Source organism: Geminisphaera colitermitum TAV2, from assembly GCF_000171235.2.
In the GTDB taxonomy this organism is placed as follows: domain Bacteria; phylum Verrucomicrobiota; class Verrucomicrobiia; order Opitutales; family Opitutaceae; genus Geminisphaera; species Geminisphaera colitermitum.
Genome location: NZ_ABEA03000041.1, coordinates 89,074 through 112,427, shown reverse-complemented (window position 1 = coordinate 112,427; position 23,354 = coordinate 89,074). Strand labels below are relative to the sequence as shown.

At 60.8% G+C, this 23,354-nt stretch carries 21 protein-coding genes and 1 tRNA gene; 14 read left to right on the top strand and 8 right to left on the bottom strand.

Annotated features, from left to right (window positions below; all coding sequences use genetic code 11):
• The first annotated feature begins 11 nt into the window (after window positions 1–11).
• Window positions 12–1,172, top strand: a complete 1,161-nt coding sequence (gene dgoD, locus OBACDRAFT_RS05035) for a galactonate dehydratase (protein WP_043583304.1) — start codon at window positions 12–14, stop codon at window positions 1,170–1,172.
• Window positions 1,173–1,376: 204 nt separating this feature from the next.
• Entirely contained in the window at window positions 1,377–2,165 is a 789-nt protein-coding gene (locus OBACDRAFT_RS05030) for an SDR family NAD(P)-dependent oxidoreductase (protein ID WP_232766659.1), read from the top strand.
• Window positions 2,166–2,333: 168 nt separating this feature from the next.
• Here OBACDRAFT_RS05030 and OBACDRAFT_RS05025 read toward each other — a convergent pair whose 3' ends face one another.
• A complete protein-coding gene (locus OBACDRAFT_RS05025; protein ID WP_232766657.1) occupies window positions 2,334–4,091 on the bottom strand; it encodes an amylo-alpha-1,6-glucosidase in 1,758 nt (585 codons plus the stop codon).
• Between the two features lie 197 nt (window positions 4,092–4,288).
• Window positions 4,289–5,413, bottom strand: coding sequence for a LacI family DNA-binding transcriptional regulator (locus OBACDRAFT_RS05020; RefSeq protein ID WP_052361173.1), 1,125 nt, complete (start codon window positions 5,411–5,413; stop codon window positions 4,289–4,291).
• Window positions 5,414–5,545: 132 nt separating this feature from the next.
• Here OBACDRAFT_RS05020 and OBACDRAFT_RS05015 point away from each other — a divergent pair, with 132 nt between their 5' ends.
• The 7 genes from OBACDRAFT_RS05015 (at window position 5,546) to OBACDRAFT_RS26235 (ending at window position 13,551) form a co-directional block, all read left to right on the top strand.
• Window positions 5,546–6,346, top strand: a complete 801-nt coding sequence (locus OBACDRAFT_RS05015) for a type II secretion system protein (protein ID WP_043583300.1) — start codon at window positions 5,546–5,548, stop codon at window positions 6,344–6,346.
• Window positions 6,347–6,395: 49 nt separating this feature from the next.
• Window positions 6,396–7,379 (top strand): glycoside hydrolase family 16 protein, encoded by a 984-nt coding sequence (locus OBACDRAFT_RS05010; protein ID WP_157836919.1) that lies wholly within the window; start codon window positions 6,396–6,398, stop codon window positions 7,377–7,379.
• Between the two features lie 38 nt (window positions 7,380–7,417).
• Window positions 7,418–9,694 (top strand): sugar-binding protein, encoded by a 2,277-nt coding sequence (locus OBACDRAFT_RS05005; RefSeq protein WP_043583297.1) that lies wholly within the window; start codon window positions 7,418–7,420, stop codon window positions 9,692–9,694.
• 202 nt (window positions 9,695–9,896) lie between these two features.
• Window positions 9,897–10,802, top strand: coding sequence for a hypothetical protein (locus OBACDRAFT_RS05000; RefSeq protein WP_043583294.1), 906 nt, complete (start codon window positions 9,897–9,899; stop codon window positions 10,800–10,802).
• Between the two features lie 49 nt (window positions 10,803–10,851).
• Window positions 10,852–12,777: a beta strand repeat-containing protein gene (locus tag OBACDRAFT_RS04995; RefSeq protein ID WP_043583292.1), complete on the top strand. Its 1,926-nt coding sequence runs from the start codon at window positions 10,852–10,854 to the stop codon at window positions 12,775–12,777.
• Window positions 12,752–13,111, top strand: coding sequence for a uroporphyrinogen decarboxylase/cobalamine-independent methonine synthase family protein (locus OBACDRAFT_RS04990; protein WP_043583290.1), 360 nt, complete (start codon window positions 12,752–12,754; stop codon window positions 13,109–13,111). The genes OBACDRAFT_RS04995 and OBACDRAFT_RS04990 overlap by 26 nt, the downstream gene beginning before the upstream one ends.
• Window positions 13,069–13,551 (top strand): uroporphyrinogen decarboxylase family protein, encoded by a 483-nt coding sequence (locus OBACDRAFT_RS26235; RefSeq protein WP_081721823.1) that lies wholly within the window; start codon window positions 13,069–13,071, stop codon window positions 13,549–13,551. The genes OBACDRAFT_RS04990 and OBACDRAFT_RS26235 overlap by 43 nt, the downstream gene beginning before the upstream one ends.
• Before the next feature lie 8 nt (window positions 13,552–13,559).
• On the opposite strand, the gene OBACDRAFT_RS04980 is transcribed toward OBACDRAFT_RS26235, so the two are convergent.
• Together OBACDRAFT_RS04980 and OBACDRAFT_RS04975 are read right to left on the bottom strand one after the other, a co-directional pair.
• Complete coding sequence (locus OBACDRAFT_RS04980; protein ID WP_043583286.1) at window positions 13,560–13,982, bottom strand: PIN domain-containing protein; 423 nt, start codon at window positions 13,980–13,982, stop codon at window positions 13,560–13,562.
• A complete protein-coding gene (locus tag OBACDRAFT_RS04975) occupies window positions 13,979–14,290 on the bottom strand; it encodes a type II toxin -antitoxin system TacA 1-like antitoxin (RefSeq protein WP_081721822.1) in 312 nt (103 codons plus the stop codon). Before OBACDRAFT_RS04975 ends, OBACDRAFT_RS04980 begins: the two co-directional genes overlap by 4 nt.
• A gap of 131 nt (window positions 14,291–14,421) precedes the next feature.
• On the opposite strand from OBACDRAFT_RS04975, the gene OBACDRAFT_RS31195 reads away from it, so the two are divergent.
• Window positions 14,422–14,751 (top strand): hypothetical protein, encoded by a 330-nt coding sequence (locus OBACDRAFT_RS31195; RefSeq protein ID WP_269799054.1) that lies wholly within the window; start codon window positions 14,422–14,424, stop codon window positions 14,749–14,751.
• Window positions 14,748–15,944: an anthranilate synthase component I family protein gene (locus OBACDRAFT_RS04970; RefSeq protein WP_269799053.1), complete on the top strand. Its 1,197-nt coding sequence runs from the start codon at window positions 14,748–14,750 to the stop codon at window positions 15,942–15,944. The genes OBACDRAFT_RS31195 and OBACDRAFT_RS04970 overlap by 4 nt, the downstream gene beginning before the upstream one ends.
• A gap of 212 nt (window positions 15,945–16,156) precedes the next feature.
• Here the strand turns inward: OBACDRAFT_RS04970 and OBACDRAFT_RS04965 are convergent, their stop codons facing one another.
• The 3 genes from OBACDRAFT_RS04965 to OBACDRAFT_RS04955 form a co-directional block, all read right to left on the bottom strand.
• A complete protein-coding gene (locus OBACDRAFT_RS04965) occupies window positions 16,157–16,933 on the bottom strand; it encodes a DUF2059 domain-containing protein (protein WP_052361268.1) in 777 nt (258 codons plus the stop codon).
• 117 nt (window positions 16,934–17,050) lie between these two features.
• Window positions 17,051–18,157: a thioredoxin-like domain-containing protein gene (locus OBACDRAFT_RS31190; RefSeq protein WP_043583282.1), complete on the bottom strand. Its 1,107-nt coding sequence runs from the start codon at window positions 18,155–18,157 to the stop codon at window positions 17,051–17,053.
• 166 nt (window positions 18,158–18,323) lie between these two features.
• Complete coding sequence (locus tag OBACDRAFT_RS04955; protein ID WP_052361172.1) at window positions 18,324–18,800, bottom strand: hypothetical protein; 477 nt, start codon at window positions 18,798–18,800, stop codon at window positions 18,324–18,326.
• 218 nt (window positions 18,801–19,018) lie between these two features.
• Between OBACDRAFT_RS04955 and OBACDRAFT_RS04945 the strand changes: the two genes are divergently transcribed.
• From OBACDRAFT_RS04945 to OBACDRAFT_RS04935, 3 genes are all read left to right on the top strand, one after another.
• Window positions 19,019–20,461: a UTP--glucose-1-phosphate uridylyltransferase gene (locus OBACDRAFT_RS04945; RefSeq protein WP_043583278.1), complete on the top strand. Its 1,443-nt coding sequence runs from the start codon at window positions 19,019–19,021 to the stop codon at window positions 20,459–20,461.
• A 40-nt stretch (window positions 20,462–20,501) separates the two neighbouring features.
• Window positions 20,502–21,482 (top strand): acetylxylan esterase, encoded by a 981-nt coding sequence (locus OBACDRAFT_RS04940; protein ID WP_043583277.1) that lies wholly within the window; start codon window positions 20,502–20,504, stop codon window positions 21,480–21,482.
• A 104-nt stretch (window positions 21,483–21,586) separates the two neighbouring features.
• A tRNA-Met gene (locus tag OBACDRAFT_RS04935) sits at window positions 21,587–21,661 on the top strand.
• A gap of 181 nt (window positions 21,662–21,842) precedes the next feature.
• Here the strand turns inward: OBACDRAFT_RS04935 and OBACDRAFT_RS04930 are convergent.
• A complete protein-coding gene (locus OBACDRAFT_RS04930; protein ID WP_043583275.1) occupies window positions 21,843–22,754 on the bottom strand; it encodes a LysR family transcriptional regulator in 912 nt (303 codons plus the stop codon).
• Between the last annotated feature and the right edge of the window lie 600 nt (window positions 22,755–23,354).

Here is a 23,354-nt window from a genome sequence, read left to right as displayed (position 1 = left end):
GCTACTCTCCCATGAAACTCACCGCGCTCAAAACCTACATCTGCGACGCCTACCGCACCAACTGGTGCTTCGTAAAAATCGAGACCGACTCCGGCCATCACGGCTGGGGCGAAGCCACCCTCGAATACCGCGAACCCACCGTCACCCAGGCCGTCCGCGAACTCGAACGCGGCCTCGTCAACCGCGACCTCCGCAACATCGAAGCCTGGTGGCAGGACGCCTATCGCGACGCCTACTGGCGCGGCGGTCCCGTCCTCATGAGTGCCCTCTCCGCCATTGAAATGGCACTTTGGGACATCAAAGGCAAATCCCTCGGCGTACCCGTACATCAACTACTCGGAGGCCGTGTCCGCGACGCCGTCCCCTGCTACGCCAACGCCTGGTTCGCCAACGCCAAAACCCCCGCCGAATTTGCCGCCGCCGCCACCAAAGCCGTCGCCATGGGCTACCGCGCCCTCAAGTGGGACCCCTTCGGCGCGACCTTCCGCCACCTCTCCGCCGCCCAACTCCGCGATGCCCTCGCCGTGGTCGAAGCCGTCAAAAACGCCGTCGGCACCACCGCCGAATTGTTAATCGAAGGCCACGGACGTTTCGAACTCCCCACTGCCCGCCGCATTGCCCGCGCCCTCGAAGACTACGACATCCAGTGGTTCGAGGAACCCCTCATCCCCGGCAACCTCGAAAACTACGCCCGCCTCCGCCGAGAAACCCGCACGCCCATCTCAATGGGCGAACGCCTCTACACCCGCTGGGAATTCCGCGAAGTTTTTGAAAGCGGTTGCGCCGACTTCATCCAGCCCGACGTCTCGCACGCCGGCGGCATCTGGGAACTCCGCAAAATCGCCACCCTCGCCGAACTCTGGCAAATCCCCTTCTGTCCGCACAACCCCTCCGGCCCCGTTGCAAACGCCGCCACCCTGCAACTCGCCGCCTGCACACCCAACTTTCTCTATCTTGAAACCATGGCGACCGACGTCCCTTGGCGTGCCGAAGTCGCGCAGGAAACCTGTCGCTTCGCCAACGGCGAAATGCACATCAGCGACGCCCCCGGCCTCGGCGTCGAAATTAACGAAGACGCCCTCGCTGCGTACCCCTACCAAGTCCACGACCTCCGCCACTACACCGGCGCCCTCACCGCCATCCGTCCGCCCGACGCCAAAGCCACCTTCTAAACCATGGAGTGCGGCGATTCATCGCCGCTTTCGACGGCGGGATTTATCCCGCCGCGTTCCATTCTCCCCCACCTGCATCCTTCACCCGAAAATTGCCGATAAATCGGCAACAACAAAGCGGCGATGAATCGCCGCACTCCAAACTCATGCAAACCACACAAATCTCTACCGCACCGCTCCCCGACTTCAGCGACCGCACCGTCCTTGTCACCGGTTCCACGCAAAACCTCGGCCACACCATCGCCCTCCTCTTTGCGCAAGCCGGTGCGCGCGTCATCCTCCACGGACGCCGCCTTGCCGACGTCGAAGCCGCCTGCGACCGTATCCGCTTATCAACGACACCCGGTTCCTCCTCCCCCCCCCCCCTCTGCCGCCGACGTTCATGCCACCCACTTCGCCCTCGGCGACTCAGCCGCCATCGAAACCGCTTTTGCCGACCTCGCCCGCCGCAACCTGATGCCCGACATCCTTGTCAACAACGCCGCCCACCTCGGCCTTGGCGACGACACCACATTTCTCGGCCAGACGCCCGCCTTCTTCCGCGAGGTCATCGACGCCAACCTCCACGGCACCTTTCTCTGCTCGCAACTCGCCGCCCGACACCTCCGCGACGCCAGGCGTCCTGGTGCGATTATCAACATCACCTCGCTTGCTGGTGAACGCTCCATTTGGGGCCGCAGCGGATACTGCACCAGCAAGGCCGCGCTCGAAGGACTCACTCGCGCCATGTCGCTCGAACTCGCGCAGCACAACATCCGCGTCAACTGCATCTCTGCCGGTTACATTTGGACACCGCGCTGGAACGACCTTTCGCCCGAGCAAACCGCCCGCCGTCACCAGAACACCCCCGGACGCGCCCCCACGCAGCAGGAGGAAATCGCCCGACTCGCCCTCTTCCTCGCATCGGAGCAAGCCCCGACGCTGATCGGTTCCCGCATCGTGATCGACGGTGGCCTCAACGCCCAGCAAGTCCCCAGCGACGTCGTGGTGTAAGCGTTTGTTTACATGACCCTGTCGGGTATCGTCGGTCCCCCCGCCGCAACCGAAGAAACGAAAATTTCCCGCCACGGCGCAACGGCCGCCACGCTGAGAGGCAACAGGCTGATGGCGTTGCGACCGTTGCGCCGTGGCGGGAAACCCGAAATCCCCTCAGCTAAGGTATTACGCCAGCAGCCAGTCCACGTAGAGTGTGGCGGACCAGCCGTAGTCGTGGATGGTTTGATGCGGGTGGCGTCCGGGAATGTTTTTGAGTTTGCGCAGCAGATGCGGCGGCTCCACTTCGCGGCGGTCATCGAAGTATTCGAAAAAGGTGCCCCAGCGTTCGCAGGTGCGTTCGAGTTCGGCAAGCGTGAGCGCGCGGAGCCGGTCGGCTGCGACGCTCAATCCATAACGACGCAGGCCGCGCGCGACGAGCCAGTTGACGTTGATCCACGTGGGGCCGCGCCACATGTCTTTAGAGTAGTTGGCAGCATCACAGGCGGCGATTGCGGGAATAGGAAAGGCGGTTCCAAAGGTGGCGGGGTTTTCGAGATGCGCGGCGATTTCCATCGCCTGGCATAGATCGGGAGCGCCGCAGAGCAGCGGCAGGAAACCCGCGCTCGACAATATCCCCGTGTGGCGTCCGGTGCTCGGGTCGAGGTCGCAATAAAGCCGGTGCTCGTCGGACCAGAGTTTTTGGTTGATGAGGGCGCAGAGCGCGGCGTGACGGGCGGACCAGCGTGCGGCGTCATCGGGGCGTCCAAGGAGAAGCGCGAAGGCGGCGAGCGTTTCGTATTCGTTGGCCTGATACGCATTGAAATCCGGGGCGTCGAGAGGCACGGCGGCGTCGAAGCGGGGGGAGTTGTCCATGCCGCTTTCACCGCTGCGGCAGTCGTGGGCGTTTTCGATGAACCACTCCAGCAGACCGCCGCCATCGGTGTCGCGGTGGGCGGCATTCCACTCCACGCAGGCGCAGAGTTTCGGGTAGATGGCGGCCAGCCAGGCAAAGTCGCGTGTTTTCTCGAAAATGAGACTGGCTCCAAGCGCGAGAACAGGCGGCTGGGTGATGGCGGAGCGCTGGCGCGGGCTGGCCATGTGCGGCACGAAGCCGTCGGGTGTCTGGACATCGAGCACGGCATCGATCATGTGCTGCGCGAGCGTCGGGTCGATGTGCCGCCAGCCGATGGCGTGGAAGGCGGAATCCCAAAGCCACATGTCGCGGTGCGGCCAACGGTCAGGCGTGGTCCAAGGATGGCGGATGATGCCTTCGGGCGAGCAGAGTTGCCCTTTCATCTGCGAGAGTGCGCGGATGAGAGGATGGCGGGAGGTGGCGGGGACGGAGCGGGGGAGTTGGGGAAGTTGCTGTTTCAACCAATGAAGGCGTGTGCGGGCGATGGCGTCGAAGTCGATATCGACAAGGGCGGGATTGAAACAGACCGAGGAGCCGATGAGCAGGCGACCGTTGCTGGAAAGGGAGGAAAGCGTGTCGGAGGCGGCGTGCATTTCACAAAAACCTTCGATCAGGAGATGATGCGCATCGAGCACCACGCCGCGAATGAGAGAGCCGTCGTCCGCATGCGCCTCGAACCAGTCGCTCGTGATACGGGATTCGCCAATCGGACGGAGAAAGCGCACGTGACCTGATCCGGGAAACTTGAACTCCATCCCTCCGGGAACGGTTCGTGCAACGAGTCCGTTGGCGTAGTCGGTCAGACCGTCGAGGTGTGAAAAGGAGAGCAGGTTGCCGGTATGCCAGCAGCGCGAAAGGGGGACATGCTGGGGAGCGTAGGCGTGAGCGTGCGTGTGCTGACGCAGTGACGGTGCTTCGAGGACGGAGGAGGCCGTATTCATGATTTCGTTGCACCAAGAAAACACCAAGCATCGCACGGTTGCCAGACGGTGGCAGGTGAAGCGTTCAAATGCGCACCCGGCGGCTGGCATTCCGGGCGGCAGTCCGCTCCTAGTATTACCAACTGATGTTACGTGGAGTGTTCGTGGCGCGGGCGTCTCGCCCGCTTCGGCTGGAGGTGCCTGTCAGTCTCGTCTCAGGGCGGCGCTCCACGCCGTCTGCGGGCGAGACGCCCGCGCCACTTTTTCTGCCAATCCTCCGTCGTGTAACTTCAGCTCTTAACCCGGATTCAGGTCCGATGCATGACACCCTGTTTCCCGGATTTTCTGTAACACGTTTCCGGTCGTGTGCGGCGGCTGTCGAGCAAGGATAGCCATGCATCGTAATTCTCCACCCACCGGCCCTCAATGGCGATGATCTGGGGGTGCTCCGGCAGGCCGGTTTCATTGTGCTGGAGGAGGGAGACGAGGTGATTGCAGGCAACACGTCCAACCTCCCAGGAAATCTTGTCGATGCCGCGCGAGCGGGAGTCCGCGTGGCGGATGTTCATGTTCACGTAACGGATGCCATCGGGCGGCGGACGACGATAAACCTTCTCCCAGTCCTGCGGGAAATCTCCCCCGGCGCTGATGATTGCATCGGGACGGTGTTTTTTGACCCATGTATCGAGATTACTGGTACCATCGTCGGAAGCGTTCACGGGGATGCGTCGCGCCCGCGGCAGTGTGTCACTGAAAAGCAGATACGCAGAGCGCCACAGACTCCACACCTTGGCGTCGTCCCCAATTTTTATGTTCAGGCCGATGCGCAGGCATCGTTCCCCGGCGAGGCGGTGCAGGACATCAAGCATTTCCCGGTAGTAGTCGGTCGTGGCGCGATGCAGGAGCGGCGCCGTGAGCGAGTAATCAAACGTCACGGCGGCAAAGTTCTCCCACGCAAGCGGGAGTTGTGCGTCTGGCTGCGGAAACCCTGCGACGAGCAGGCCGCGAATGCCGCGCGCCTCCAGCAGGCCGCTCATGCGCGCGGGCGTCATGCCGGGTTCACCGAGATGAAACACCTCCACGCGGTAGCCGAGTTCGGTGGCGCGTTCCGCCGCGCCCATGTAGTAGTCGTGTTGCGAGAGCCAGTTCCACTCCTCGTAGCGGGTGAAGCTGCTCAGGAAGGCGATGGTCTCGTGATACTCCGTTCCGCTCTGCGTGCGCAGGTGTTGCATGAGTGTGGCGAGCTTCGGATCAGGGTGGTAGCCGAGGCGGCGCGCCACGGCTTGTGCGTGCGTCCGCGTGGCGGCGGCGATGCCCGGATGGTTGCGCAAGGCCATTGAGGTGGCCGCGAGCGACAACCCAGCCTCACGGGCGATGGTCCGCAGGGTGGGACGTTTTTCTGGGGGAGGGCAGGGGGAGGCTTTGGCTGGCATGTGAACGCTTCAGTAGCGATGCGGTTGTCCAACGCACAAGAAAGAAACTTCACTGGTTCCAGCCTTTGAATTACCAAACCCGCCCCCTACCTGCTGCAACACGCATTCCACATCGAAACCAACCCGAACCCCATGAACACCCGGACACACCGTATTCGACATGCCGCCGCCCCCACGCTGAACGAACCGCCGCCGCTACCTGAGCTAGCTCAGGTAACAGGACGAAGTCCTGTTAAGAACCCCTTCCCAGCCTCTTCCGCCTCCCCGCCTGCTTCCGCTTTCACGCTGATCGAACTCCTCACGGTTGTTGCCATCATCGGCATTCTCTCGGCGATCCTTGTCGTCACCATCAGTGCGGCCCGCAAGGCGAGCTACCGGGCCAAATGCGTGTCCAACATGCGCGGCGTGGGGTATGGCATTTTAAACCACGTCAACGACCATCGCGGACGCCTCCCCGGCCCCTTGGGGACAGACCAACACGGGGCCGAATACAAATCCAACAGCAACGGCACAGGCTTCGCCACCAACCATTCGATCGGCTCGGCGCTCGGCGAATACCTCGACCTCAAGCCCCCCCAACCTGGCGGTTCCTCCCAACGCGCGGATGTCCTCGTCTGTCCGGCATGGGACGCCGTCACCCAAAAAAAATCCGGCAACACCACCTACGACAGCGTCCTCTGGCGACTCAACCGCAGGGACGCCTTTGGCGGCGGCACATATCGCAATCGCAACATCAGCGAAGTCGAAACCCTCGTCACCACCCCGGAAGGCCCGGCGAACAATTCCCCATCCAAAATCCGTCTCATGTGGGAACTCGATGCCATCAATCAAGCCGGTTACAAATGTCCACCGCCCGTGCACGGCTCTATCCGCAACATCCTTTATCTCGACGGGCACATTGGCACGCGACCCTCCTCCGAAAAAACCTATTAGCGCCCGTTCCATCCTCCCTTTCCCCCTCCCCTCCCTCCTCCGCATCCGCATGAAACACGACTCCATATTCCACTCCCTGCATCGTGCCCTTGCGATCACCTGTTTGATCGTGACCCCCGCCGCATTCGCCCAAACCAGCATCGCAACCGCCGCCGCCACGCCGCCGAAAAACGTGACCACAGTCGAGAGCTTTGCCGCACTCGCCTTTGACACCAGCCAACGGGGGACGCCGCTGGATCTGAGCAACTATCAGCGGACATTTTTCGACGACTTCGACACAATGAGCATCTCCCCCCCCGGTGGAGAAGAAGCGACATGGTATGGCCCGGTCCACGGAGGCGAAACCCGCACCCGCTGGCTCCCGCCTGGCCCCAATGGCCCCTTCTCAATCAAAGACGGCAACCTCGTCATCACCGCTACAAAACCCACCGCCACCACCCCCTCCGCGAAATGGGACAGCGGCATCATCGAAAGCGTTGACCGCAACGGGCGCGGCTTCGCCCAAAAATACGGTTACTTTGAAATGCGCGCCCAATTTCCCGCTGGTCCCGGCGCCTGGCCCGCCTTCTGGCTCAAAGCCGCCGCCGAACGCACCAACCGCACCATCTCGCGCCCCGAAATAGACATCGTAGAATGGTATGGCGGCGACTCACGCGGCCACCACGCCTCCATCCACCTCTGGTCGTCCACGCGCAACCGCGACCCCGATTACCCGCTCGCCCGCCACGTCTGGCGATCCAACTACTTCGACCTCCGCGAACTCACGCCTCCCGTCCTCACGCCAGCCGAAAACGACCGCTGGGGACACCTCAACGGCTTCCACACCTACGGCGCCGAAGTCACGCCCCGGCACGTCATCTTTTATTTCGACCGCAAAGAAATCTCCCGTTTCCCCACCCTGCCCGAATACCACCAACCCCTCTTCATGCTCGTCTGCCTCAGCATCCTCGCCAAGGAAGCCGACATCGCCGAAAGCCCAAAACAAATGCTCGTTGACTACGTCGCGGCTTGGCAGACGAAAGACCCCAAATAGCCCCCCCCGCCGCCACGCGCGCACACACACCCTTTCCAATGAACATCATAATGAACATCAAACGCAGCCTGGCCCTATTTCTCGCCCTCATTCTCGGAACACTTCCCGCGTTTGCTAAACCAGGGATTACCCTGCAACGCCACGCGCCGAACAACATCTTCGCGCCCGGCGAAATCATCCGCCTCGACGGAAAACTCGACGGTTTCCCCGCCGTTGAATGCGAACTCACCGCCATTCTCCGCGACGAAAAAGGCGACGAAATCACCCGCAAAAACCTCGTCCTTCCCCCCGCCCCCTCCCCAAGAACATTCACGCTCGATTTCGGAAAACAGGAACGCGGTTACCACGAAATTTCCGTCACGGACAAGTACCAGGAAAACCGGATGGGAACGGAAACCATTTCCGCAAGTATCGGAGTCATGGATACGGTCAGCCGTTCCGCCAGCGAAGCGCGCGACGGCAACCACATCTTCGGCCTCAAATGGTGGAACGGCATCCGCCAGCAACGCGAAATCGCCGAAACCATGACCCGCCTTGGCCTCCAATGGACCCGCGTCGGGCAGGCGCAAAACGAAACCACCATCATCACCGACTTCCCCATCAACGCTGTCATCAAGGTCGAACGCTTCCCCAAGGAACTCTACGACGCCGACCGCTACGGTCCCCTCGCCGAATGGGAAACAAAGTTCGGGCGCGGCGCCTGGCTAATCAAGACCCTCCCCAAAAAAATCCCCTACCAAAACTATCTCCGCGACTGGCTCGACACCATCCCCGCGCACCAGAACGTATTCGAAATTTGGAACGAACCCTGGGATAAAATGTCGCCCCAAGACTTCGCCACCCTCAGCCAGTGGATCGCCGACGTCATCCTTGAAAAACGCCCCGACGCCATCATTGGCCCCAACTTCTTTGGCCGCACCGACGACTACGAATACGACGCCCAAGTGATCAAGGCCGGTGGCATGAAACACATGAAAATGGTCGCCCTCCACCCCTACGCCGCCGAGCAAGACCGCGCCTGGCTCCGCGATTATCAAGCGTGGATCAGCCGACAAACCGGACGCGACATCGCCATTTACATCACCGAATGCGGCTCGCATTCCACGCCCGAAGGCCCCGCCCGCCGCTCCGAACTCGAACAAGCCCGCCGCACCGTCCGCCAAGCCATCGAACTCGCCGCCGAAGGCGTCAAAGCCATCACCCCGCACTGGGCCGGACAAAGCGAAAAAAACCGCACCTATATCGAAGACTGGTTCGGCTTCGTTCGCAAAAACGAAGAACCCAAACCCGTTCTCCTCGCCTACGCCAACGCCGCCCGCCTCATCGACGGCTCAAGCCATCTCGGGGACCTCTGGTTCGGCCCCCAAGTCGCCGCCTCGTTGTTTGAAAAAAACAACGCGCGCACACTCGTTCTCTGGACGCTCGACAGCACTCGAACCGGCACGCTCGACCAAACCCAAACCGCACAGGAAAACACCGCCCGCAAAGAAATCCTCATCGAGACCGACGCCCTGGCCATCCGACTCATTGACATGATGGGACGCGAAAAAAATCTCCCCACCGAAAACGGACGCCTCCGCCTGACGCTTGACGAAGCCCCCGTTTATCTCGTCGGCGTCGGGCCAAAACTCGCCGCGCAAGCCACCCGCGACCTCCGCGCCGACCGGTGGCCGCGTCCCGCCAAGCCACCACGCCTCCTTCGCTCCACGAAACAACTCGCCGAACCGCCCACCCTTGACGGCAAGTTTTCCGATTGGCCCGGCGCCGCCCAACTCGCCCTGATCAACCCCCAGGTCAACGGCTGGGATTGCAGCGGCACGGGTTACGTGTCATGGGATTCCCAATACCTCTACATCGGTGCCGACATGCGCGACAACGAAATGCTCAACACCCGCAGTCGCAACAAACTCTATCTCGGCGACAGCATGGAACTTTTTGTCAGCACCGCTCCGCGCGACTCCGGTGGCGGTTACGGCCCGCGCGATTTTCAATTTTTTCTCACCCCGGTATCCGGCGAAGGCAAACCCATCATGGGCAAAGTCACCGACCGCGAAATGGGCACCGTGAGCGACATTGAGGACGCCCGCTTTTTTGCCGGTCGCACCCAAAACCCCGATCCCGGCTGGGCGATTGAAGTGGCGATTCCGTGGAGTGCGCTCGGCGATTTCCGTCCCGCCCCCGGTGCGCGCCTCGCCCTCGAAATGCGCGTCAACGACAACGACAGCACTCATGAACGCTGGAAAATTGACCCCTCCGACGCCGGCATCCTCAACGTCACCGACCCCTCCACATGGTCCCTCCTCGAACTCCAATGAACAAACCGCTCGAACCAACGCTTAACGTCCAAACAAAACCCCAACGACGCAGGAGTGCCCCACTTGGACGTTCGATGTTGGACGTTCGATGTTGGATGTTCGACGTTGAACGTTCGGCGAAGCCGCTCCCCCCTCCCCCCCCCGCCGCAAACTCCCGCCCCCACTTTTGATCACAAACCCACAACACCACACATCGCCCATCATGAAAACACGCACGCTATCATTGCTCGCCCTCCTCGCCTTCGGAACGGGGACCGCCACTCGTGCTGAAACCGTCCTCGAATACAAATTCGATGTCGCCAACCCGCTCAAGGGAGGCGAATTCGTGACCGCCACCACCGTCGTTCCCAAAGGCTCGCCCAACGCCAAACTCATGCCCGGCTCCGCCATTCACGCCGAAGCCACCGGAATCAGCGACAAATGGGTCGGCTTCCTCCAAACCGGCTTCCTTCGCACCGGACTTGGCGCGACCAAAAAACAATTCGGCCTCAAAACCGAACCCACGCCCGACGCCTACAAAGGCCGCAACGCCACTTACAGCGAATACTTCGGATTCAGCGGACTCGGCCTCAAAGAGGGCGGCGATGGCGGCGCCCTTTATCTCGTTTTCAAACCCAACGACACATGGAACAAACCCGCCCGCCGTCGCGGACTCTTCGGCACCGGCCACACGTTTGAGGGCGTCGTCACCCTTCAAGCGAACGAGCAAAAACAACTCATCCTGACCGTCGGGCGTCTGCGACCCGACGACGCCAAAAACGCCGTCACCGCCACCCTCGACATCCCTTGGGAACAAAACGCCTGGTATTTTCTCGCCGCCAGTTGGCAGGAAAACTCCGCCCCCGTTTTATTCGTCAGAAAACTTGCTCCCGAAGGCGCGAAAGCCTCGCCCGCTGGCGTTTCCGGCAAGGCATCCGGCCCCGCGCCAAGTCCAACCGAAGCCCCCCGTTATGACCCGCTGGTCATTGGTGCCTCGTGGCACAATCCTGGCAGCGACCCTTCCACCGTTGACGGTTCCGACTCCGACATCGCTTACGTCCGCATTGACAACACCCACGCGACCGAAGCGGACATCCAGAAAATATTCCTCTCCCTCGCCAACGAGTAAACATCTCCCTCCCTCCCCAAAAATCACCAACCCGCAGCTATCACACACCATGAAAAACACGGCATTCATAACACACATCAAAATCGTTGCGGCCCTTTTATTTGCCGCCAGTGCCTATCCGAACCTTCAGGCGCAGACCGCATGGACCGGCGCTGGCGCCGACAACAACTGGTCCACCGTGGCGAACTGGAGCAGTGGAGTTCCCGGCACATCCAGCAATGTGACGTTTGACAACACCGGCACCACCACAGCCGGAACCGTCAACAGTATCGTTAATTCCAATACAACCATTCAGCAACTGCTCGCCAAAAACACCGGCGCGACCGCCACCGACTGGCATGTCCTGCAAATAAACACCGGCGTGACCTTGAAAACCACACGAGAAGTCCATATTGGGAACATCACAGTAGCGACGGCAACGGAGTCGGTAACCACGCAAATGAAACTAACCGGAAACGGGAAATTTATCATGGATTCCGCGAGCAGGGATTTTATCGTCACCAACAAAAATTCAGTTAACAACGCGACGAACATCTCCTCCGCCACACTGGACGCCTCCGGCTTGGCGCAATTTGAGGTCTGGGCTTCAAACGTGAAAGTAGGAGACGGACAAGGAAGCCTCGGAATACTTTCGCTCGGTCAAACGAGCAAGATTTACGCAGGCACCCTGACCGTTGGTGGAAATGGAAACAACGGGCCAGTGTCCGCCGAGGCGAATGCCGTTCACATGGGCGGCAGCACAACACTTCAGGTAAACACGATCACCATCGGGAAGTATCGGGCCAACGGCGTCCTGGATTTTCAAAGCGGACTTCAGGGCACGCCCACGGTGAGGATTCTCGGACGCAACACCAGCGTGGTTGAGCGGGCGGACATGACTGTGGGTTGGGCGTTGAATCACCAGTTGGACACTCCGCTGGAAGGCACTGTGGACTTCACCGGTGGCACCGTGGACGCCTTCATCAACAATCTGGTTGTCGGAACGGCGGCGCGCGAAAACCGATACAATCCCACTGGCGGCGGCCTTGAGGGAGCTGGCGGCGGCGTGACCGCAATCGTTAGCATGGACGCCGGCACAATTGACGCGAACGCGGTTATTCTGGGTCAAAGCACGAGTGACAAGGGGACGGCACGAGCCGCCCTCGCATCGGGCACGCTCACGGTGAATGGCGGCACCTTTAAAGCAGGCTCAATGACCCTCGGACAAAGTGCCGGGCAGGCGGCCACGGGCATCGTCAACATCGGCGGCACTGGCGCGTCGGTTGAAGTCACCGGAGACATTGAAATGGGCAGTCAGTCCGGTCTGGATACGGCCGCCACCTACGGCGGCACGGTTGTCGGAGTCGGAGCCGCCACCGCCACGATCAACCTCTCATCCGGCACATTGAAAGTTGGTGGAAACATTACGAAGGGAAGCGATGCTTCAGTCGCCGGAAGCGTTGTATCCACCATCAACCTCGGCGGTGGCACGCTAGACCTGACGGACGGCAGCGGAAGCATCACCGTTGACAACTTCAATTTCACCGGCGGCACGCTCAAAAATGTCACAGCATTTTCGGCCACCGGCATGGGCGGACTCGTATTGCAAAACACCGCCACGCTCGCCTTCGACCTGGACGCCGCTTTCACGACGCTGGCTCTGACTGGCGCGCTCGACCTGTCCGACGGCAACGCCAACCTGTCCCTTGCTCTTGCGGACGATTTCGCACCGGTTGCGAACTTCATCCTCATAGCCAACGACGCCTCAGATTCGATCACCGGCACCTTTGCGACGATCAACGGCGGCGCGTTTGGAAGCGGAAACATGTTCACGCTGACCAACAACACCGGCACGTATGAGTTCTCGCTCAACTACGCCGGGGGCGACGGCAACGATCTCGTGTTATCGTTAACCTCCGTCCCCGAACCCGCCCTGTGCGCGATTTTTGCCGGTCTCGGCATGTTGGCCTTTGTCCTCTGGCGTCGTCGTCGCTGACCTCTTCGACGACCTCACCGCCATTGGCCTCGACTGCTTCAATCCCTTTCAGCCCGAAGTCATCGACATCCCCAAAATCCACGCGCAATATCGCGGACGCCTCTCCTTTTTTTGGGGTCTCTCCATGCAAAAAAACCTCCCCTACGGCACAGTTGCCGACGTGGTCAGCGAGAGCCGCGCCCTTCTCGAAATGGGTCGTTCTGGCAATTACATCTTTTCCCTCTCGCACGCTGTCGAGGGTGACACGTCCATGGACAACATCATCGCTTTCATTCGCGAAGCCCGCGCCCAATCCGGCCTCCCCGACGACCTTCGCGACGTTTCAATTTTCTGACCCGCATTTTTCCTCCCCCCGCATTCCATCCCGATTCGACAGGAAAGGGAATTCGATGCTGGCACGGCGAACGCGAGCTTCTCGATGAAGCCCGTCTCCACGGTATTCCTTACCTCCTCCACATTTGCGGCAACACCCGGCTGATTCTCGATAAAATGGCGACCCTCGGCCTTGATGCCGTCGAACTCGATTACGCCACTCCCCTTGACGAAATCGTCACTCATTTTGGTTCTCGCACCACGCTTTTTGGCACCATTGATCCTTCCGGCATTTTCAATTTTGGGACGCCCGACAAAGTGCGCGCCGAGGCTGAAAAGATTTTCACCGCTTACCGCGACAATCCCCGTCTCGTCATCGGTGCCGGTTGCGCGCTCCCGCCCACCACACCCGCTGAAAACATCCACGCCATCGTCAACTTCGCCCATTCCGGAGTATTTTAGGAAGACCACTAAAACTCGCCTGCGCGGAGTTTTTTCAACGCTTCGCCGGGCGTCAGAATCAAAATCCCGAAACCGGGTGCAGGCGCAAAATCACGCGGATTAAGCGTCACGATTATTTTTGATTCGGTTGCCAGCGCCGCCGCCACAAACGGCAAATCATCAACATCAGGCCAGTCCGCCTCCGGCACCGGCAACGGAGTCACTCGAACCCCCGACGAACGCAGCTTCAAAACCACGGCCACGCGTTCCCGCAACTCAATGCCAAACTCTGCGCGCCCCATCACCTCCCCATATTCGGCAATAATGTCACCTGTCCACGCGAGTTTCAGTTGATCGTGGAAAAATGCGTCCACCAACAAACCCGACGCCCCATGCGGTTTCAACAGACCGGCAATCAATGCGCAGGTGTCCAAAACAAGCGGCGGCTTCATGACGAAGGCATTGCACGTTCACGGCGCGCCCTCTTCACAACCTCTACAATGGCCTTGTCGGACATCCGGTTTCGTTTGTTCGCCATGGCGCGTGTCCGGATCGAATCCAAGGCGAGCAAGGCCATCCCATCTATTGCCATCTTTTCCAGTTCCCGGCCAAGACCGGAAACCGGCGTCTGGTTTGCGACTTCCTCCGCCGAGGTCACGAGGTAGCGGTTCAAACTGAGACCGCGCATCTTGGCAGCGCGTGAAAGACTGCGTTTTGTCGCGGGGGTCAGACGTATCGTTGTCGTGATTGTCGCTGGCATTGTGCTACACCTGTAGCACACCGTGCCGGATGGTCAAGCATCGCGCACCCATCATCACCGGCCCCTGTCACAGCGGCATTGCCATCGGGGCGCTTCGTGGTTCGTGTGGAGGGCTAATTCTACCGACTCACATGACCATTTTCCCGGATCGCGCCGCCTTCCTGCAACTTGCCACCCAAGGTAACATCATCCCGGTTTACACCGACTTGATGGCCGACTTCGAAACGCCCGTCTCAGCCTACGCCAAACTCAGGGTCGCGGGTCCGTCCTTTCTCCTCGAATCCATCGAAGGCGGTGAACGCCTCTCGCGTTACAGCTTTATCGGCTGCCGCCCACGCAAGGTCTTCGCCTGCGGCCCCGACACCACCACGATCCGTTCGCATGGGCAGACAGGACAGGGGGGGGGGGGGGGGGACGTCTCGCGCATGTTGAAACCGTCCCCACGCCCACCGATCCGTTGACGTTGATCGAACAGGAAATGAGCGGGTTCAAACCGGTGACGATTCCGGGGTTGCCGCGCTTCACGGGCGGGGCGGTGGGGTTTATCGGTTACGAGTATATCACGCGGATCGAGCCGACCGTCCCGGCGGCGTCGCCGGAAAACGATCTCGGCACGCCGTTGCTCTACTTTGTCATGGCGGATTCACTACTGATCTTCGATCGCGCCAAGCAAACGCTCCGTCTTTGCGTCAATGCGCACATCCACAACGGCGACGCCGACGCCGCCTACGACCACGCGCTGGCGGAGTTGGGCGAATTGGAGGCGTTGCTCCGTCTGCCAAGCACGCTCGCTCCCGCGCCGCTCATCGATCCGGGCGCGGTCACGGTGCCGCCGGGCAACTTCACCAGGGAACACTTCGAGCACACTGTCGAGTCGGCCAAGGAATACATCCGCGCGGGCGACATCATCCAGTTCGTGCCTTCGCAGCGTTTCACCAAGCCGTTTGCGCGCACGCCGCTCGATCTCTACCGGGCGCTGCGCACGGTCAACCCGTCGCCCTACATGTTTATCCTCGACGCGGGCGACTTCGCCATCGTCGGCGCGTCGCCTGAAGTGCACGTGCGGTTGACGGATGGTCTGGTGGAAATTCGCCCCATCGCCGGCACGCGCAAGCGTGGAGTGACGCAGGCCGACGACCTCGCGCTCGAAAAGGATTTGCTCGCCGACCAGAAGGAGCGAGCCGAGCACCTGATGCTCGTGGATCTGGCGCGCAACGACATCGGGCGCGTTTGCGAGTATGGCAGCGTGACGGTGCCGGAGATGATGGTGATCGAGCGGTATTCGCACGTCATGCACATCGTGTCGCAGGTGGAGGGGCGCATCGCGTCAGGGAGAACTGGATACGACTTGATCCGCGCCACGTTTCCGGCGGGCACGGTGAGCGGTGCGCCGAAGATTCGTGCCATGCAGATCATCGCGGACAACGAGCCCAACCAGCGCGGGTTTTACGCCGGGGCGCTCGGTTACATCGGTTATGATGGAAATCTGGATACGTGCATCACGTTGCGCACGTCGTTGATCAAGGATGGCAAGATTCACATTCAGGCGGGCGCGGGCATCGTGGCGGACAGCGATCCGGCGAGCGAATATCAGGAAACGGTCAACAAGGCGTCGGCTCTGTTCAAGGCGGTGGCAATCGCGGAGCGGCTGTAAACACGCTTTGCGGGGGACCGGCTTCAGGAGCGCTCAATCTTCGACCGATTTGCAGCCATCACGCCGGAGGCGTGACAGCCATTAGCCGGGGGTTGAGCGGAGTGCGCAGCACGCAGCGACACCCCCGGAATAGGTTTGTTTTATTTTTGCACCCCGGCAGGGGTGCCAGCCCGCAACGGACTCTGGGGGAAGGAGGACGCTGAGGAGGGTGATCAGGGGGTGGCGGCGGGAGTGGGAGCGGGCGTGGCGGCTTCCTGCGCCATTTGCATGGCGGCTTGTTGCACCTTGGGTATGGCCTTCATCATGCGGGGCATCATGATGGTCTGCATGCGGGCTTGGAGTTCGGGCTGCTTGTCGAGGACGGCGACTCCAGTGGGGGTGTTGTAGAAGCTGGCCATGCCCTGAATCTCGTCCTTGGTGAAAATGTCGGCGTAGGCTTTGGCGACGTCGTCCTTCATGCCTTCGAGGTTCATCTCATCGAGCATGATGTTGATGAGCTTGCTCTGCTGGGCGGCGATCTTGTCGGCTTCGGCACCCTTGATGCCTTGTTGGGCCAGCATTCCGCGCACCATTTTGCCGATGGCCTCGCGTTGCTGATCGACGGTTTTGCGGATCATCTCGGCAAAGCGCATCTGGTCCATGAGGGCGGTGGCGTCGGCGAGCGTGGCTTTGCCGCTGTCGGCAGCGACGTCGGCATTCTTGGCGTCGGCGAGGGTGATCTGGATGGTGTGGCCGTCCTTGGCGAGCGTGAGGGTGCCGGTGGCGGCGTCGTAGGTGTCGAGTTTCCAGCCGTCGAATTTTTTTCCGAGTTCGGCCCAGCGGGCATTGCCGTCGGCGCTCGCGAGCGAGAAGAGGGGGCCGTCGCCGGTCATGAGGACACCGCGGAGGGTGGGGAGTGGCGAGGCGGTTGCAGCAGAGGCGGCGGAGGCCGGCTGGATGGTGGCGAGGGTCCCGCAGGCAAGGAGGACAAGAATGAGGATTTTGTTCATGGGATGCGTTTTTGGGAAAGATGAACCTTCACGGCAAATGTGTTGGAGGGCCATCACAAATATACGACTACAGAGGGTGCGGGGGAGGAAGGGGAGGGGGAGGGACGTTTTGTGCGCTTACTTGGTTTTCGTCGTGTCGGTTGAGGTGGAGCCGGTTTTGGCGGGGGAGGGACGGCGGACGGGCTTGGGAGGAGGCGGCGGGTTGGCCAGGTATTCACGAATAAAGGCGAGGACTTTGTGCGGGCCTTCGTAAACATCGATTTCCTTCGGTGCGGCAGGTGCGGTGGGTGCGGCGTCTTTGGCGGCGGCACTTTGGGCGGGCGGTGCGTCCTTGGGGGTTGCTGGTGAGGGAGGTGTGGGACGAGGAGGGACGGGCGGGGGGGGGGGGGGAGAGGAGGCGTCATTGGGCGCTTCAGGGGGCTTTACTTTCACATAGCTGGAGGCGAGGAGTTTTCCGTGGGCGTTGACGAAAACGAGGTTGGGCACGCCTTTGCTCCGGTGTTTGCGAACGGAGGTGGCGATTTTGATGTTTTCATATCCGACTGCGGGCCACGGCATTTTTTCTTCGGTCATGAAGGCGAGCATTTCGGGTTCCGATTCGTCGGCGCTTACGAAGATGATCTCAAATTCGGGATAGGCGGCTTTGAGCGCGGGGTAGGCGGCGACGAGTTCCGGGGTGAATTTCCTGCTCGCGCCGGACCAGCCCGCGGCGAAGTAGATGCCATAAAATTTTAGCGGTTTCAGGGTGTCGGGAGGCACGGGGACGAAGGCTTTGTCCTTCAGCGTCACGAGCAGTTCGGAGAGGTTGTGGGTGACCGAGGGGAGGCGGGGTGCGTTGCTGGCGGGTTTCGCAGCGTCCTTTGGGTCCGGCGTGGGTTTGGTCTTGGCGGATGGGGGGGCTTGGTCGGTTTTGGGCTGAGCGGGAGCGGCGGGACCGGCGGGACTTGTATCGGCGGCGGGACTACGCCGGCGTTCTTCGCGTTGCGCGGCGAAGCGGAGGGCGGCGGCATGGACGCGTTCCTGGTCGGCGTCGGAGAGCGTGCTGATCAACACCCGGTAGCGCCGGTCGTTTTGCTCTTTGCGGAACTCAGCCCAGTTTCTGTGTTCGTTAACATCGAGTAATTCGGCCTGCATCGTCCGGCCTTGTTGGTCGGTCCATGTTTCCACGTCCGCCAGCACGGGGGAACAGAGGCAGAGGATAAGGAGCAGGAGGCGCGGCGTCATGGCACCAAATGACAGGGGGGGAGCGCGTGGGTGCAACTCAAAGTGGCGTCAGTAGTGTCATCGACTGAAGAGGCGATGGGGCATTTTTGGGGCAGGCGGGCCGTTAAAACGGCCCGTCAAAGCGGCGATGAATCGCCGCACTCCATAACTGGGCATCACTTTGGGACTATGCGTGATATTTTTTTTGGACGCTATCTGGCTGTGTTTTGGCGATGGCAAAAGGCAGCGCGGTCTTGTTGGGGTCCTTTTCCTGCTCTTCGCGGCTGGATTCTTCGTCAGAGCTGGGTGGCTCGGCGCGCAGGGTGCGGCGGAGGAGTTGGCGGAGGCGTCCGGTCGAGATTCGCAGGTCGAGGGAGGCTCTCAAAAAACCAGAATTGGCCGGATGGTGGACGAATTCCGAAACTTCCATCGCGTAGTCCCGGGTGCGCCGCAGCCGTCCGGTGGCGCGGACAAGGTCGAGGTCCGCTTGAAAGTAATTGGAGGACAGGACTCGGATGAGGGGGTAGAGGACTCGTGCCATCGGGTGCAGGGATTCTTTGAGCACTGACTGCGCAAATTTTTCGAGGGGAATCTGATGCTGGGAGCAATAGGCCTCGGCAAATGTCTTGCGAAAACTAGGTTGAGAGGTCGTCGAGTTGTTCATGGGAGTGGAGGGAGGGGATGGTGGTGAAATGGATTATTTTTGCTTGTTTGCGATTAAAATATTCAGCCAGCGGTTCAGAAATCTGGCATTTTTGCGTCTCTGATCCAAAATGACCGGGTGGAAAACCGCGATCCGAAATCGCAGCCAGAATGGCATTGCGGCGGGGTGGGGGGAGTCGCTTCATTGCCCGCTTCTATTCACCCAATCATCCATCAGTTATGGCCAAGTATTCCGTTTTGAAAGAGGCCTTTGAGCGTGCAGGTCAGGGCCACGTTTTTGCGTTTTATGATCGTTTGTCGGCGGACGAACAGCAGCGGTTGATCGCCGATGCCGGGGAAATCGATCTCGCCGAGATCGGGCGTCTCAATCGCACGCTTGTCGCTCAATCGGGCGCGGGTGTGGTGGGCGTTAATATTGAGGGCATCGCCCCGGCTCCGTTTGAACCGTTGCCGGAGAATGGCGGTGACGCCGGTGCCTGGGCGCGGGCCAAGGCCGTGGGCGAGGAGGCGTTGCGCGCGGGTCGCGTGGCGGCGTTCACCGTCGCGGGGGGGCAGGGGACGCGGCTCGGTTACGATGGACCCAAGGGCACTTATCCGGTGACGCCGATCAAACGGAAGTCGTTGTTCCAGGTCTTCGCCGAAAAGATTATTGCCGCCGGCAAACGCTATGGGCGTCCGCTGCACTGGTTTGTCATGACGAGCCACATCAACCACGCGGCTACCGTGGCGTTTTTTGAGCAGCACGCCTTCTTCGGGCTCGACCGGGGGCGGGTTCATTTCTTCCGGCAGGGGCGGATGCCCGCCGTCGGTTTTGACGGCAAGATTTTGCTCGAAACGCAAAGCGCCATCGCCATGTCGCCCGATGGTCACGGCGGCTCCTTGCGCGCGCTCGACCGCAGCGGGGCGCTCGATCTCATGGAGCGCGAGGGCATCGACATGCTGAGCTATTTTCAGGTGGACAATCCGCTGGTGCGTTTCATCGATCCCGCCTTCATCGGCTGGCACCTCATGAGTCGTTCCGAGATGAGTAGCAAGATGATCCCCAAGGCTTACGCGGGGGAAAAGGTCGGCCATTTTTGCACGCAGGGCGGCAAGCTCGTGGTCATCGAGTATTCCGACTTGCCCAAGGACAAGCAGGAGGAGAGGGGCGCCGCCACGGGCCAGCTCCGCTACATCGCCGGCAGCATTGCCATCCACCTGCTCGATCGCGGTTTCATCCGGCGCATGGCGCGTGGGGACGACGCGCTGCCTTTCCACCGCGCCGACAAAAAAATCCCTTGCGTGGACGCCGCTGGCAACGTCGTGAAGCCCGACAGGGCCAATGGCGTGAAGTTCGAGATGTTCGTGTTCGACGCGCTGCCTTTTGCCAAAAACCCGGTCGTCATCGAAACGCGTCGCGCGGACGACTTCTCGCCGGTCAAAAATGCCGAGGGTCTCGATTCGCCCAAGACGTGCGCCGAGGACCAGCGCCGCCAGTTTGCACGCTGGCTGCGCGCCAATGGCGCCACCGTGGAAACGGACGCCACGGGGCTGCCGCCGTTCGAAATCGAGGTGTCGCCGCTTTTTGGATACGACGAGGATTCCTTCGCCGATGCGTGGGCCCGGCTCGCCGGCGCCGGCAGGCAGCCCGCCATTGCTCCGGGGCTTTGTTTGGAGGCCTGAGGAAACCATTACGGCTCCCCCCGGACTTTTTGGGCAACCCATGTATCCACACAACCATCCCTTTGATCCAACCGGCGGATACTCGAAGGAGCAATTGCTCGCGTTGCAGCCCGTGATCGACGAACCGGTCGATTTTGCGGCGTTCTGGCGCGAGACGTTTGAGTGGGCGGCGTCCATGCCGCTCGACTGGAGTATCCGGCCTTCAACTACGCATCCGGGGACTGAGCACACGGAGGTGTTTGATGTGGAGTTCGCCAGCTTGCACGGGCAGGGCAACCGGATCGGTGGCTGGTTGACGTTGCCGAGGGGACGACCCGTGCGTCGCGGCGCGGTGATTTGCCACGGTTACGGAGGGCGCGCCGAGCCAGACCTCAATCCACCGTTCCCCAAAGAGGCGAATGTTGCCGCCATTTTCCCTTGTTGCACCGGCCTTCCTGAACGCAGTCGTCATGCGGACATCCGTCTCGAAGGGGCTGGCCATGTGCTGCACGGCATCGAGCGTCGCGAGACGTACGTGCACCGGTTTTGCGTGGCCGACGTGTGGCGCGCCGCGTCGGTGTTGCAGGCGGCGGTACCGGAAACACGGGAGCGACTCGATTACCTGGGAGGCAGTTTTGGAGGTGGCATTGGCGCGCTCGCTTTGGCGTGGGATGCGCGCTTTGCAAAGGCGCACTTGTCGGTGCCGAGTTTTGGCAATCATCCGTTGCGTCTCGGATTGCCCTGCTGTGGCAGTGGCGAGGCGGTGCGTGTGCATACACAGCGTCACCCGGAGACGCGTGAGGTGTTGAGGTATTTCGACGCGGCCACGGCGGCGCGGCACATCAAAATCCCGGTGCACGTGGAGGCCGCGTTTTTCGACCCTGCGGTGCCTCCGGCGGGGCAGTTCTCGGTTTATCACGCGTTGGGGAATCCGGCGGCAAAACGTCTGTTTGCGTCGGAGACGGGGCACTACGATCACGCGGGCAAAGCGGCGCAGGAGGCCCGGTTGCGCGAGGCCTTGCTCACTTTTTTTGCAAGCTGAGGGGATGCAATGAGGATATCGTTTTGATTTTTGCTTGCGATGCAGCGAAGCCGCCCCCTAGTAACGCCGCTCTGTTTTTCACCGTATTGGTGAGGCAACAAGACGCCAGAGTAGCTCAGTGGTAGAGCAGGGGACTCATAAGCCCTTGGTCGGCAGTTCAATCCTGCCCTCTGGCACCACTTGGAAATCAAGAGATTGCGGGATTTTTAGGGAGGAGAAAATAGGCAGAAGAAAGGCACACTGTGCGTTTACTGTGCACTTTTTGAGCCAATACCCCCACACCACCCGCTCTATTCCGAACAACTCCGCCAGGCTCGGATCCTCCCGCAACGGATCACAACACGTCTCGCGCAGGGTGGCTCACTCAACTCGCAACGCATCTTTCAATTGACCGATAAGCCGGCTGGCCCCCGAGCGCACTTGCCGCACCCGTGGATTCCAGACCAGGGCGAGCTTTCGTTTCAGACGTTTCAGCGTGGGATCGATTACGCTGACGTAAGTGCCGGTTGGCAATTCAGCCAAGGCGAGCGACGGAAGGATGGCCGCAAAGCCTCCCGAGCGGACGGCACTCACCGTCTGAGGAAAGGACTGGCAAGCGAGTGCCGGGCGGAATTCCACTTTGAAGCTGTCGGCGATCTGGCGGACACGTTGCGTGAATTGTCCGTCCGCTGTCTGCGATGCCAGCGGCAGTTGGCCGATGACATCCTTGAGCATTGGAGTCTTGCCGCGACCGATAAGCGCCTTGGGAACGACAGCAACGTAACCGAGTTCCCCCAGCGGGGCCGAGTCGAGTGCGGCGGTCACGGCGTCCTGCCGGATCACTCCGAAATCGGCGCGGACGTCGGAGAGGTATTGCACCACGTCGTTGGTGCGCAGGCCAATGGTCGCGAAACGCACCGGCTGTTTCCCCGCCACGAGTGCGCCGAGCCGCGGAATCACCAGCCAGTGCAGCAGGCTGTCGCCAGCGGCGATCGTGTAGTCCAAACTTTCGGCCGCGCACTCTGCGCGAAAATCTTCCAGCGAGCGAAAATGTTCACGGGTCAGATCGGCCAGCCGTCGTCCCTGCCCGGTGAGCTTGAGCAGCTTGCCCTGCCGCTGCGCCACCTCGCAGCCGAAAAACTCGGATAGTTCCCGAAGCTGCCGGCTGTATTGGCTCTGGCGGATCGGGTCGCCCGGCGCCGCCTGGGCGATGCTGCCGGCGTCGTGCACCTCGACCAATACACGCATGCGATCCAGCGAAAGACCGCGTTCGGAGAAGAGTTTTTCAAACATGATTCCAAAGTCAGGTATCCTGCGCCTTCGCACATGGCAAGCACCGGCTATTCTGGTAGGATGTCGGGACAACGGATTTTGCAGTTTCGCAAGATTGAGAAAGAATTTTCAAAATCCCTCTTGATTTCAGAACCGCCCGATCCGTTGTAATTCTACGAACACCTAATCATTTCAACCTTCTGCCATGAATCGAACCACACGACTTATTCTCACAGCCCTCCATCTATCGGAGCGTCATCGGTCGTGTGCGAATCTGCCGACAAGCCAGACGACCATGCGTAGCGAACCGGTCGGATTCCGACCCGATTACGCAGGCAAACATCGAAGTGGTATCTTTTAACGCCGAGGTATTTTAACAACCTCACATGCGACCACTTCTTTCCCGAAGTGGTTTTTTTGTGCCTCAACTCAGGCCAGCCGCTTCCGGGAATCCGGGTTCACACTCGTTTTCCATATTCCGTAAGCGGCTTCATCGCTGAGCCCAGTCAATCAGCCAAGGCCCGCACAAAATCCTGCGGCCGTCCAAACCGCCCGAACCAATCGGGCGAGAGGGACGATGGTGTGTGTTCTTTTTTGCAATGAAACGCTCAGCGAAACCGC